Raw genomic sequence first — 15,774 nt, 5'->3', positions numbered from 1 at the left:
TTTTTTATACTACCTATTCTTCACGTTCTTTTTTCTTTCTTGTCAATATTAGGAAGATAATCAATGCCATGATGATCGCTATCATAATGTAAAGCATATTAAATCCGGATATTACACTCAACAAACTTCCACTAATGATAACACCTGCTATGCTGGCATATATGTTACCAACCAATGTCTCTTTTACTGTTTGCGTTAAAGCACCTGCACTGAGATTTTCCAGCATACTGCCTACAACCGGCCTGTCAGCTACAAGAATATAGCTCCAACCATTTTTCTGAACAACTCTGAAGAAACTGTAAGCTGAGAACTTGCTTGCAAATAGATTTTTTATAATACCATTATAATCTATGCTTTCAAGTAGTCTCATGTTTCTTCCTATTACCTGGTTAATACCAGGATATATGCCATTATCCCTTGTTCTAATGTAATTATCCGTCAGTTTCCTTCTAATATCCAACTCTTTTCTCAAATTGATTATTGGTATAGATTTTATAGGTTTCATAATGGGCTTTTTATTCAGTCTTTCTATAATCGAAGGAGAGAAAACATCACTTCTTCCACCCTGACTTTGTGTATCACTTCCACCTTTTCCTGAATCATTCTTAAACCAGTATGATTTGCCATTCATTATGGTCTCAAGATTACCAATATTCATCTTAGTATTTGGTAAACTATTGTAATAATATGATGACATGTCATTAGGGTTGGATACTACCTTAAACTGACCTGCTACAATATCTCCAAACAGGAAGTTAGCGTTAAACTGACCTTTCCAATATGCTCTTATTGTTCCATAGAACTCTGGCTTAGCACCACCTTCTTCTCTTACTGTTGCTATGTACGATGGTTTTACCGTAAGTACTACTTTATTAGCATTAAGAGAATTAATGTTGAAAGTAGCATCACCACTATCCACTTTAACAGCATTTGCCAACATTCTTACCGGTGTAAGGTCAACCCATATGTTATTTGCCGCAATCATATTCAGGTTTGCCTGACGTCCGTCACGATGTATTTCACCGATATCAAACGGCGCAACATCAAACAGGAATACATTAAATGGATTGTCCTCACTTCCTATATCTTCGGCACCGTAAATTGAAATACTGTTACCTGCTACAAATGCTTTTTTACCGTCTTTACTCTCGGTGTACACATTTCCACCACCATGCATACTTACTATCAGGCTACCTTCACCTACATCAAGATCAATTCCTTCACCCTTTGATGTATCTTTGCCAACAGCAAATACAACATTTCCACCCATGCTGATTATATTCACAACAGGGCTGCTTCCCATTCCGTAAGAGAATTCTATGTCTTTAGGTGTCCTTATCTCAATCGGTACATTAAGCTTGGTATCACCCAGCATAAATATATCTTTAAGATACAATGTCTTTTTTGTTAAATTCTCGATAAAGAGGGAAGGAATATATGAGCTGTTAAACAGTTTAATATTTCCTTTTGCCTTATCTTCAAAGGCTAATATAGTAAATTTACCTGACTTTGTAGCCTTAAGATCATGCACTGTTATGCTATCTTGATTAACAGTTATTATTTCTTCGTTTCTAACACTACCTGTTCCGGTAACATTCAGTGAACTATTAGTAAGCCTGATATTTACGCCTGCTCCGAACTCTCCACTGTAAAGATCCAAATTCACCTTTACAAGTCCGTCTTTAGTGTACGTACCTGTCTTTTTAGCCTCACAATCAGAATAAGTAACCACTTCTATTACCTTTGTAACAAATTTTGTTACAGTTCTGGTTATGTATCTTATCAGATCCTTAAGTGGCCATGGCAACCATGAAGTAATTTTCTCCACCACTGTCTGAACTTCTTTTACCACTTGTGTTACCTTGTTGACGATAGTCTGTCCATCAGCTACTGCCTCTCTGTTGATCTTACTGTCAAAATCGCTAGAGAAGGTATTGTTAACAATAATCTGAGGACCTCGTAATATTGCTCTGTACTTATCGTTTCCAATTGTGATATTTGATACAGTTCCACCTGAAATATCCGAATTGCTGTATACCTTACCGGTAACACCCTTAATTGATCCAAAGGCTATAGAATCGTCATTAAGAGTCTGAACAAGGCTGTAAATGTGTAATGTCTCAAATCCGGAAATATCAGCATTTCCAATTTCGATGTTGAGATTATTATTGGATTCAATTTTTGTTGTTGCTTCTGTATATGTTGCAAAAGATATAGTCATTGCTCTCGCGTTGGCTTCATGCTTCTGCTTTAAAACATATGCTGAAATTTCAACGTCTGCACCTGCAATAATAGTCTGTTTGCTGCTATCCTTTGCAATATTTACGTTAACATTTTCTACACTTGTTATTGAAGCAGATGGTCTGTTGGATTCTATTCCACCTGTCATTGTGTACTCTGCTTTTGAAACAAGTGTTGATGTTGTCTGTGCTATTATCTTGATCATAGCATATCGTGATATCAACTGGTTATTTCCACCAATATCAACGATAGTGTCAGCATTATATGTTATCTGTGCTGTAGGAATAGCTTTTTGAACTCCACCTCCTGCGCTTCCAATTGCTTTACTCTCAATATCAGCATTTTGAGCTTCAGCAAAAATCTCAATATTTCCGTTTGATTCAATAGTGACATCATCAGTAATCGCCACTCTTGTGGTTCTCTTGTAATTATTTCTGGCAGCTATATTGCTCTTAGTTCCAAGGCCATAGCTACTGCTTGTAATATCAGTCCTCATCCTGGCTGCTGTTATAGCATATATCTTGATGTCATCCAGTCCGGAAGTTAATCTTATCTGATTACTGGATTTTCCAATGATTACTTCAGCAATCTGGTCTCTGATATTCCCTTCAACTCTTGAGTCAGTGCCTCCAATAAGACCACCATTTATTATTTCTACTCTGTCTATTATAGAATTTATGTTATCTTTTGCTGTAATTATGATTCCGTTGTAAGAATCAATATCACAACCTATTTCAACTGCAGTTCTTGACTTGCCAACATCTGTAGCAAGATGATAAGAACCAAGCTTAATGCCACCTATATTAGTCATAGGATTAAGCTTTGCAGCTATACTAAGATCAGAAAGCGCGTAAGCTTCAAAATTCTTAGCTGATGTATTTATAATTGTTCCATTTTCAAGCTTTACTAAAACTTCTCTTGCCTTCTTTTTGCCCGCCTCTGTAATTACGATTATACTGTCACCGGATGAAAGCGTAACGCTAACCTTTGGAGCACTTCCTTTTGAAGTAACTTCACTGTTTTCTGCCGCAGTAATAACAATACTTCCTGCTGAAATCACACCTTTACCTCTGATTCCTGCAAAAATATTGCTGCTTTCATCTGTATAAGCAATTACACCTTGAGCAGATGCAGCACCTACACTGTAATCAGGAGCATCTGCAATTGCTGAAACATGAACCGCCTTTGATTGCATCGTATTGCCTGCATCATTCAGATTTCCGGTATTTGCCAGCACCTTCAAACTCTCTTCAATTGACAAATTAGCATCTACTAAATATGCCTCATTAGTTATGTCTGATGTCGCAGTTATCTTTGTAATGCCAGCTCCCAAAAGCGTTAAGTTAAGTCCTGATGAGCTTGGGCCACCCTGAGCATATGATGTAACATCTGTAAGTTTGGCAATAACATCCATATTTCTGGCAGTAACACTTCCACCAATACCTTCATAGAAAGCTTTGTTTTTCACACTAACTTCAGAGTTAACGAAGTTAGCTGCAAGACTTGCACCGGATATATTTATTATTGCTCCGAATATTCTTGCACTAGCATTTACAGTACCTGTGCTGTTAATTGTGAGTTTGTCTCTAACTTGAGTAATATTTCCTTTTCCGGATGCTTCAGCTACTGTTGTGGCCTTAGCTACTGCACTGTTAGCCTCAGCACTGCCTACAGATGAAGAAACTCCGGATTTGGAAGGCTCTAACTCGCTTGTTGCTTGTGTTGTAAATGTTGTTGCAATTATGAAGGTATAAAATCTAACTATGCTATCAAGTGCCTTATTTACAAATGTAGCCTTGAAGTTTCCGGCAGCTATCGCTTCAACCTCAGCTAATCCAACACTTATGCCTGCAGTTACCATATTTGTAGATTTTGCATAAGCGGTACTTGCTGCGTTGACTCTTACTACTGTTCCGGCTGCACTGTAAGCCTGAATTTCTAATTTCTTTCCGTTAAACTCTGCATTAGCAATTACTGTATTATCAGCTTTTGCGTATGCCTTATTTACATTTTTAGCAGCAATTCCCGCTGCTCCTGAGAATAACCATGCCTCAGCTGCTGCTTTTGGATCAACCTTAATCTTTGTTCCCTTTACGTCAAAGGAGATACTTCCCGCTTTTGTAGTTGAGGTATTATGATTTGCTGATACATATATTGTTTCTGTCTTAAATTCAGAGTTTGGTCCGGTCACAATCTCAGCCTTGCTAAGTCCCGTAAGCTCTGCTCTGGATGATGTAGCATTTATTGCTGCTCCACCAACCGAGACATTTGCTGCTACTGCTAGTGCCGTTGCTGTTCCGCGAGCCTGAGCACTTACGGATACCGCCTCAACTTTCCCATTTGGAGCAAGGATAGCTATATTATTTGCATTATTTTCTGCATATGCATAGTTAAATGCACCTGCTATAGCTCCAGCCGCTCCTGTTGCTACAGTTGTAACTGCGGTTGTGCTGTACTCATCTGAAAGATCATCGCTCTTCGCTCCACCTGCTCTTACACGCACAGCTCCGGCATGAATTTCACCGTCTCCACCTATATATGCCTTATTGGTTGATGTAATAAGGGACTCTGCTACTACTGCACCGGCTCCTATAAATCCTGCACTAAGTGAAGCTACATTCAATCTTACACTTCCATCCATCCTTGCTGTAGCAGCCAAGTCCATTGAAGCCCTAAGATCGATATTCTTTATAGACGCAACATTGGTAACATTCTGTATTCCGAGGGTGACTGTGCCATTTGCTGCTACTGCACCTGCTGCAACTGATGCTCCAACAACATAGATATCGCCCTTTGAAGTAGCAGTTACATCCAAATATCCTGTATTGATATATGCACCATTTGTTCCCTGCTGACTTTCAGATTCCTTTATACCAACATAAGCGTTGTTGTCAGCCTTATTATTGGCAATTATTACAGATACTCCGACAGCTACTGCTCCGGCTGTAAGATTACCCATATATGCATTGACATTACCATTAACTTCTGAATTAACAGTAACTCTTCCATCGTTACTTGTAGTTATCTTTGCATATTTTCCAATATAAGCTGAAGAATCAATTCTATTATTTGCTATTGCAACTATTGCTGCAACACCTACTGCACCAGCTCCTATAGCTGCATTTACTGTTGTCAGATTTGCTATTGCTTTAGCGTCAACTACAAGATCTGCCTTCTGTAAATTGCTTTCAGCCTGGTCCTTATCAGGGTCAAACGCTGCTCTTACTTTTGTTTCTGCATTTGCTATAGCAACACTTGTTGCAACACCTACTGCTCCTGCTCCAAGAGTTACAGAGAACACTCCAATATTTCCCATATCAGCGTCAGCTGTTATTTCAACAGAACTCTTCGTTGAATTGGTATAATTGAATACTCCCTGTGTAATTGCTTCTACATCCGCTGTGTTATTGAAATAAACGACATTTACACCTACTCCGGCCACTCCGGCACCAACAGCGCCTGTAATCAAAAGAATTCCATACTCATTTGAAGCCTTAGAAGAACCGGTTGACTCTTTTTCTACTGATTCTTTCTTATTGATTACGTCCTTCATGTTGGACTTGCTGGATGAACCTGCAGGACTGTATGTAAGATCGTTATTCCATTCTTTCTTTTCATGAGTAAGTTCGGCAATGATCCTGACTATTCCGGTAGTTGTTATATTGGAATTCTTAGCCGTAATTGCTTTTACATTAGATCCTATAATAACAACTGCAACGCTCGCTCCTACTCCTGCTGTTCCACCACCTGCACCGGCAATTACGCCCATTGCACTGACGTTTTCTTTTGCATGAACCTCTACAGAATTAGCTTTGATCTTTGCATTCTCTCCAACTATTGCCATAGTTGTGTCAGTACTGTCGCTTAGTCCTGACTTTAGATTAGATGATGTCTGACTTACAAGATCATTAGAAAGCTTTTTATTACCATTTCCGTAGCTGTCATAATTACCATTTTCTCCGCCCTTAGCCGCCAGTTCTTTTGCAGATCCCTTGTTTGGAGATATAGAACTGTTAAGTTCACTTCTAAGCTCGCTTACTGAAACAGCCTTCTGAGCTCTATTATCTGAATTAGCAAAGGCTTCAGTCACAAGTTTCTCAGGATTTGCTTTTGTTACTGTTTCAGAAGAATCCTTATCAATTCCCTTTCCTGCAACAATAACTGCTACACTTCCGCCAATACCTGCTCCGCCGCCAATGCCGATACTAGCAACAAAGCTCTGAATCTGCCTGTTCGAAATGGCCTTAACTATAACATCATTTGTAGCTGTTATCTGTGCATTCGGTCCTATCTGCGCAAGTATTGTGTTATGTGATACAGATACAAGTACACTCACCCCAATACCGGCTGCTCCGCTTCCTGCAAGTGTTCCTACTATGGCAAGGAAGTTATAATCATCGGATGCATATACTTCAATATACTCTGCTGTAGCTGTCTTTACATCCAATATCGCTTTAGATATTACATTAGTTATTACAATGTCTGCTGCGCCGCCTACTGCTGCTGCGCCGCTACCAGCCAGCCCTGCTGCATCTGCATTAAGCTTTTCGGATGTTATAGCCAAAACATAGATATTCTTAGCATTTACATCACCCTTTGCATTTGAGCCAAGGATTGCCTGATTGTCGTTATAGAAGTATATAACATCTCCCGCCAGTGATACTGCAGCTGTTCCGCTTCCTGAAACAACAGCTGCTATCATGTTTATATCCGATGTAGCAGTGGATTTAACTATTACGTCCGAAACTGCTGTAAGCGTTCCTAAAGGAACACTCGCTTTAACGACATTCTTATAAACAAGAATATCCGGTGCTGCAGATACTGCAACTGACCCTGATCCTGCAAGACTTATTGCTACAAGGAACAGTCTGTCATTCTTAAATGCCTCAACTCTTATATTTCCATCGGATTCAGCTTGTTTACATTCAAGTATGGCTGATACTTCAGCTGCATATGTAAATACTACTACAGACACACCAACGCCAACATTACCGCTTGCAGAAAGAGATCCTGCTGCATCTACTACATCCGTATTAGAATATGCCACAACCTCTATGGCCAGAGGAACCTCCGCATCTTTGGCTCCGCCTTCTGATTTTGCCTTAATACTAGTACCGGTACTTCTTGCATGTGCACGCACCTTACTATTGGAAACAACAGTGTTGATAACACCTGTGAGTGCTATATTTCCGCTTCCTGCACCACTGATGCCTATGATTCTTGATTTCGCATTCTCGCCTGCATCAACACTCACACCTCGTATCTTTCTTTTTCTATTATCACTTCCATTTGAAACTGATGGCATTACCAGTGCCTTGGCTCCGCCACTGTAAATATCTGTATAGTTTCCTACTGAAGACTCTATAGTATTTGTTATAACAACAGTATTTATAATTCCACCTACTGAGTTATTTGTTCCAACATTAAGACCTCCGGCTATCAGATAATTAACTGCATCAAGATATGCCGATATTCCTACAGATCCTTTTGCATTTATGCTGGTGATTTCACCTAACATAGCTTTTACAGTATTGTTTTGTACAGTAACGGAAATTATTCCGCCGAAAGAGTTCCTGCCGGCTCCACCATTTGCCAAAACCTCCAGAAGCTCATCAACTGCATTTGCACTGATAAGTACATTTCCGGCAGTTGTAATCTTACTTCCGTCGCCAATGATTGTTTCAATTGTTCTCTTGAGTACTATAACAGAAACAACTCCACCTGCTGCTACACCTCCACCTGCAATTGCCAAAGCAGCATCAATATATCGCATAATTGAGGTGTTGTCTGCTGTTATATTTACATCTCCTGCATTAGCTGTTATTTTAGCCGTACCGGTTTCTACTCTGGTAACTGACTTTCCTATAAGTACACTTATAACAGCTGCGACTCCCGCTTTTGCGCTTACTGCCGCAGAAGCACTTGCAACAATTGCAAGAAGTTTTTCTGCTGCATGCGCCTTAATATTGACACTTCCCTTATTTGAAGTAATAGTAACTGACCCGCGCCTGCCTACAAGGGTCTTTGTAGCAGCATTGTATATGCCAACACTTATAACTCCACCTGCTGCTGTCTTCTTGCTTCCCTGCGCGCTTGCAGCTATCAAAAGTGCATTACTGTCATAATCGGCCGTTACATTAACATCCTTATCTGCTATAACTGTGGTGCGCGTTGAAAGAGCTGCCTCTGTATCATGCTTACTTACAAATACGTTGACATTACCACCAACGCCATTGTCTTTATTGGTAACTGCAGCTGCCACTGTTACAACAAGATTATTTTGTGTTGTCCTGGCTGAAAAAGTAAAACCTCCATCGTTTGAAATATTAATTGTGCTTGAGTCAGCTATAGATGTGCTAGTTCTGCCGTTATCAATAATAACTGCTATGGAAGCTCCCGCATTTGTCTTTGCAGAGCCTCCTGCCACACCTATCGAATACAGTGCAGAATTTGCTGTGTCAATGGCATTTATGCTAACACCTGACTTAGTCTTGTCATCAATCTTATGAATATTTATAGTTATTTTTCTTCCAAGAGAAACATCTACACTTGATCTAAGAAACGCAAGAGCCACTGCTCCCGAAGCATTTAATGTTCCTTCTCCTCCAGCATAAGAACCGGAGAACGATTCTATATGATATGTATCATTAATAAATATATTGATGGCGTTAAGCGCAATGTTTCCTGTATCCATGCTCTTAAGATCAGGATTAGTAAGTTTAACTTCCTTTGAACCATCTTCATTTACGCTTTCTTTTACAACCTTATTGTCAGTATATGAGCTGTAAAGATCCATTGCCTTGCCAATATATCCAAGAAGCTTTTTTATCTGGTTCTCTTCATAATCCCTGCGAGCCTCAATTTTTAGACTAGCCCCATCAATTGTTGAATTACTTAACAATCCCACGCTAATCTGGTCATTAATATAGAGCATTCCAAATGCTGCACCAACACCTGCATTTGCTTTTTTAGCATAGTTAAGGCTACCGGCCCTTATCTGCAATTTGTAATTATCGTGGGCGGTTATCTCGATAGCTTTGCCATTTACCTCAATTCTTGACTTTGTACTGACCTTAGTCTGTGAATTTGAAATAAGGATAGCTATAGCTCCTGCGGCAGCTATATTTGTTTTATCAGTTCCTGCCTTCTTAGCAATACTTCCTGCCACAGCCTGAGTTGCCATATAAGAGTTATCATTATTCTGCTCCAGCTCTGATGATATTGTTATATTGCTTCTCTTGTCTTCACTGGAAGTACCAACGATAAATACACTATCCTTCTTTCCAAGATTAACAATTGCTTCATTTTTGTTTATAGCAATTGCAACACCAACAGCAACAGCACCCTTGGCCGGGAGCTGCGTCATTGTAAGTGCAGTTCCAAGAGTAGAGAACTGTTCATTTCCTGATGCTTTTATTGAGATGTCTTTTCCACCAAGAGATACTATACGTCCTGCAACATTAGTGTTAGCCTTATGAATTACAATATTTATACCAACCGCTGCAGCTACATTTACCGCCGTCTCTTCCTGATCAGTTACTCCATCTTCAATCTTTCCTGCCCCGGCTTTGTCTTTATTTGTAGCCTCTTCATTTGCAGTATCTTCAGCTTCTTTTATTGCTTTGCCTACTTCAGAGTCATCCTTAGTAGACTCAGTCTTTGCCCCCTGAGTTTTCAAAACGTTTGTAGAAAAAGCTTTTGAAGCTTTCGCATCACCGGTTGCTTTTTCTGATTTGTTTTCATTCAATTCCTTTACAACTGTTTTTGCAGTATCATTATTGTCATTTCGACTTTCAGGCTGATCACCACTGTCCTCTTTTGCCTTGTCATTCTTGGTTCCCATAGCTGTCGCCATAGATACGCTGCGGTCGTTATCTTCTATATTAGATTCAATGGTTATCTCTCCTTCAGCTTCGATATTTCCGTCAAAAGAGGTAACAACATCTGCCTTTGCAATATTAAGAGCAATAGAAGCTCCTATCGCTGACTGATTGCCAATAGCAAAGCCGCTTGACTTAGTAACAGTTGTTGAATTATGGGTCGAACTTATTGATACATCTCCACTGGCTTTAACCATTAATGCATTATACTTATCAATAATGGTCTTCGTCTGATCCTTTGATATCATAAGAGCTATAGATGCATCTACTGCCTTATTGGCTTTAACATCAGATGCTCCTTTAGATAACGGATCATTTCCTGCTACTGAATAGGTGTTTCGTTTTAACTCTTCTTTAGCTTCAATTGTTAACTCTTCTGTTTTTATTTCCTTAGCTCTTATTTCAGTCAAAGCTTTTTGGCTGGAAATATTCATGGCAAAAGAGGCACCTACACCCACAGCAGTATATGAAGATTCTGACTTTCCCTTGTCCTTAGGGTTCTTCGCGTTATTATTTTCGTCCTTCTCAGGTGCTTCATTTTCAGTTGATGACTTATCTTCTCCGCCCTTGTTACTTTCGTCGTTATCATCTACTTCAGCAACCTGCTCGCCGTTTTCCTGATCCTCAACCTGTTTGCTGTCCTCATCTGCTTCTTTAGATTCCTTATCTTCATCCGAATCATTCTTATCAGGTTCTCCACTCTTCTTCATAGAAGCTGTTGCTATTGTTTCTTCATTTTGCATAATGTTCGCATTAACTTCTACGTTACCTTCAGAAGCAGTAAGCTTCACAGGAACACCGTTATTTTCGCACCATATATAAGCCTCGGTATTTCCTGATAATATGGAAATAGCAATGCTTCCTGCAACTCCGACTCCCGGTGCGCCTGCTCCGGAAACAGAGTACGTCTTTATTGTATTCTCGCTATTTACTTCCTTTTCTTTTCCTTCGGCATCCTTTTCTTTCTTAGTGCCGTGAGTAATAGCCTTAACAGTTACTGCCCCGGCCTCAAGATCATTTTTTGTGGATATAACAGCCTTATTTTCAACCGTGATCACACCTATCGCAACAGAAACTCCTACTCCTGTTCCATCACCAGGCTGAACTTTACCATCACTACCACACTTTGCAGCTACAGCTGATGAATCTGCAAAAATATATGAATTAGTTTCATTTGTAGAAATGACCTTAATCTTTCCGTTTTTATCATCATCTTCAGAGGTAGTTGCTGAAATAAAGTCACCTATAAGTTCTGCTTTGGTAACATTCTTAAAGATATTTACAACAAAAGCTGCAGCTACACTTACATTTCCTTCGGTAGTCTGACCCTTTTGTCTGTTATTTGTAAGTTCTGAAACAGTACTTGTATTGACATTCTCAGAATCTACTTTATCCGAAAGCTTCTTTGCACCATCAATGGCTTCATCGGCTTGTTTATCCGCATCTCCTTCTTCAGAGCCATCGCCATCAGAGCCGCCTTCTTCTTTTTTGGCAGGTTTTGAACCATGTGAACTTGCTCTTGACAAACCTTTCTTAAGATTGCTCTTTCCTGTAGCTGTAACGCTGATATTGTTTGCTTTTAAGCTGCTCTTAGCTGTAGACACTGTACTGTCATTTAATACACTGACAATTAAAGTTCCGCTTCCTGTAGTTGTTCCTGATGAATTCGACGCTTTTGCACTTGCATCTGCAGACAAAGTACGCTCTACACTACTCTTTGCATCCTGCGTAAAGTTACCGGGAAGAACTATCATTGTAACAGCAGAATCTGAAGGCTTTAGATATGTATAACTCTCCGCATGCACGCCTGATACGTCAACAGTTACAGAAGGTGAAACTGCCAGAGCACTCTCTGCACCTGAAGTTGCCTCTACTGCTTCGTCCAATTTATGATCTACAGTAACAGAAATGCTATCCGCATTGCTGCATGATACGCTTGCATTGGTATCTCCAACAGCGGCCACAACATCAATACCATTTACAGCCACTGAGATTGCTGGTCCAACCCCAAGTTTGGCATTGTCGCCTTTGATTTTCACATTTGATTTTGTTTTTGTCTTAATAGTTTCAGCAGAATTAGCTTTTACATTAATGCTTGATTCTTCTCCCTGAATATCAAACGATGCCTTGGATCCTACAATTGCTCTGTTCTTAATTGTTGCAACATCAACAGCGACTGCTCCGCCGACACCAAAACCATCCTTTGCATCTGAAATTCCTGCTATCGCTTCTGTATATATAAGTACAGGGAATCCCTTTGCGCCGGAATTTGCAATTACATCAAGTTTATCCGCATTTATCTGAGCGTTATTAATTTCTGCTAAATTGTAATTTTTGGTAACATTAACTGCAACCGCTGCTCCAAGGGCATTTTTACCGACGTTTTTATCTGAATCTTTATCATTTACCTGTGTTGCGTTAGCAACAGCTTTGGATACAGTAAGTTCATCTGCTAAAAAACTTACCTTCCCACTTAACGCATAGATACCATCAGTTGTTTCAACATATACTTTGTTCCTGTTTGAGACAACATTCACCGCAAAAGCGCCTGTAAGTTGAAGTGAACTTTTCTTCTTTGTCTGCTGCTCATCCTTTTTTACATCCGCACTCTGAGCACTCTCATCAAAAAGCTCTGCAAGACCGGCAAACTCATCGTCTTCATCGTCCTTGCTTGTCTTTGCGTCCTTATCGGATTCTTTATCAGAACTTCCTGATCCTTTTACTCCTTTTTTAAGCTTCTCAATCTTATCGGTATCTTTTGTACTTAGTACTTTTCCTTCGCTCTTGTCTGGGTTCTTTGCTGCTTCAAGAAGATTTTCAGCATTTTGCTGGCTATTCTCTACACTTCTCTTATCAGATTCATCACCCGCGTCAGACTTTTCATCATTATCTTTAGCAACCACTCCATTATTTGTATCAGCACTTCCATTCTTCTTTGGAACATTTGAAGGAACAGCAGAAATAGCAGAGGTTACAACACTTTCAAGAGCACTTGAAAGCATATAGACATCCTTTTTTTCTGAGGAAACCTGGGCATTTTTCAAGACATTAACAGATACATCCTGAAGAGCAACCGCTACTGAAATAAACCCGCCATACTGGTTTTCTGATTTACCTTTATTCTCAGTTTCTCCATCTTTCTTCTTATTCTCAGCATTATCTTCTGTTTCTTTATTCTTAGCATGAGACTTGGTTGTAGCTATCATTTTACCTGATGCCTGTGTAGATACATTTCCTGTCTTTGCCTTTACGTTAGCAGAGTCTGTTATCTCCACCTTAGAATCATTTGTAAGAGCAGATACCGCAATTGAAACCGGAAGACTTCCAACGGTAGAAGCTACCTTTACATTGATCTGGCTATCCGACAAAAGCTTAATAGTTGCAGCAGCGATAGCAGCTGTTCCACTGACTACAAGACCTGCTTCTCCTAAAAGAACTGCAGTAGCAACAGGAATGTACCAATTAGCCAACGCTTCATTACTTGCAGTCGAAGTTATTGTAGAAATAGCTCTTCCTATAAAATTAAGTGTCGAAGTAATGTTTCCGGCTATATTTACCAGTGCGTCACTTACCTTTACACTGACAAAATCCTCGCCCTTAGTATTGTTATCCTCTTCTTTCTTTTGAGTTGTTGAATTAAATAGATAATAAGGAACAAGTGGCTTATCTTGTTTGCTGTAGGATTTAATATCAATATCTCTTCCCTTAAGGTTTGCACCTGCCTTAACATTAACCTCTGCAGTAGACTTTATACTAAATACTGACAGCTGAATGTTACATGGAACTTTTTTATCGGTGCCAACAAAATCGTTAATAGCTTTTGCAACAGGACCTGTACTAAGGTTTAAATTCATATCCGAATCTTTGGCTCTTACTACAAGATTTCCTGCTCCGGTATCAACCGTTCCTGTAATAATAATGGAATCATCTCTTATTAATAGATTCATTCCATTAGTTGTTACATTTCCAACAGTTGTTACATTTCCAACAGTTGGTTCCACGGCTGTATTCTCAAGAACAAGTTGGGTTAATTTTGTGTTGGCTGCTACATTTGTAGCATCAGCCTGACTGACTGATATATTAATTGTATTGCTGGAATTATAAACATAATTTACAAAACTTCTGTTATCTATAATTTCACTTTTTATAACATCTGATTCTATATCAGAATAAGCTATTTCCCTTTCAATCTTATTCTCAAGTTCATCAGTAAAGTTCTTGATTCCTTCAGTTGTAACCACAGTTCTTAAATTTTTTACTGCAGTATCAAGACCATTACTCTTTCTATTACTTGTAGAAAGTAGATTGAATTTATATTTATTAGTATCAAGAGACTGAACATATGTGACAGTATTTGGTACCGTATCTGTAGAATTCTTTATTGTTGTTTCAATTTTGCTATTGCTTGATTTATCATCAGATTCTCCATCCTGAAGAGTTCCTGAAAAATGTACTCTGTCACTATCTGATGTGCTCTTAATCGTTACATTTGTCGGAGATGTCTGCGTAGTATCAGAAGCACTTTTATTTTCATCTCCACCTGCCGAAAGATCTACTTCATATAAATTAGAGCCAGCATCGCCTTCAAGAGTAACTGTTCTGCTACCTGTCACAGATTCTGTCTTATCTATTTCATCATCCGTAAGTTCTTTTCCCTCAACAGACAAAGTATCTGCTCCATCACCACCATGAACTTCTACCTTTGCATTTTCCTGAAGCTCAACAGTTATATTATCATCAAGAGTTGTTCCATATAATTGTGTTTCAGAATCTTTTACAGATACTTTATTTCCAAGGGAAAAATAAATACCTGCAAGAACTACTTTTATTCCATCTATATTAACGTTTCCGTTCATTCTAACAGAACCGTCAGCACCGGAAGTTATTTCCTGACCTATTGATCCATCTTCATTTTCTGTATATGAACCGGGAGCCAGGACATAGATTGTCTTTTCTCCGATTGTATCCAGTTTATCCTTCGCTATATTAAGATCGCCGTCATACTCGCCATTTTCAACCTTTACATATACGTCACCTTCACCGGCCCCTGCTACAGCATCTTCTATCTGTTTCTGGATAGCGTTCTCTATAATATTCTCGGCTGTCTGTTCTTCTACCGCAGGCGTAGAAGTTGTTGCTTCCTTGCCTTCCATGGTATCAACCGATCCCTCATCCGTATCCTCTTCTTCGCCCGTATCTGTATCCGGAACACCTGCAAGATAAACTGATGGTGCTGCCAATAATCTCATTTCAGGCTCAGCACTTGGAGATGCTAACATCGAAGTTCCCAAAAGAGCTTCCGTATCAGCATCTTCATTATTATCAGTGCTTATCGGCTCAGCAGAAAGAGAATCCGCTTCCAATTCTACATTCTCATCTGCTGGTGTTACAGTAACAGGCTCTGTGCTCTCTTCGGAAGAAGGCACTTGTATCGTTTCTGTACTTTCCTCCGCTGTAGGCGCAGGTATAATTTCTTCCTGTTCCTGCGTTTGAATTGTTTGAATTTCCGGTGTCTGATCATTAGGCATGTCATCTTCCTGAGCAGATACCCTTAGCTCAGCAGTGCTACCAAAGCCGAGCACCAATATCAAAACAATTAGATACTTCGCTATTTTCTTCATGTTCCAACCTCCGGGTCACTGAAATGAATACG

General features: G+C 39.5%; 1 protein-coding gene. It reads right to left on the bottom strand.

From position 1 onward, the window contains the following. Nucleotides 1–13 precede the first annotated feature (13 nt). Nucleotides 14–15,742, bottom strand: a complete 15,729-nt coding sequence (locus tag BM146_RS04745) for a hypothetical protein (RefSeq protein ID WP_074885112.1) — start codon at nt 15,740–15,742, stop codon at nt 14–16. Between the last annotated feature and the right edge of the window lie 32 nt (nt 15,743–15,774).

This window comes from Butyrivibrio proteoclasticus, assembly GCF_900115735.1.
In the GTDB taxonomy this organism is placed as follows: Bacteria; Bacillota; Clostridia; order Lachnospirales; family Lachnospiraceae; genus Butyrivibrio; species Butyrivibrio proteoclasticus_B.
Note: the sequence above shows the minus strand (reverse complement) of the source record. Positions and strands in the feature narration are given on the sequence as shown.

Coding starts and splice junctions, on each gene's coding strand:
- BM146_RS04745 (WP_074885112.1), bottom strand. CDS start 15,742: ATGAAGAAAATAGCGAAGTATCTAATTGTTTTGATATTGGTGCTCGGC.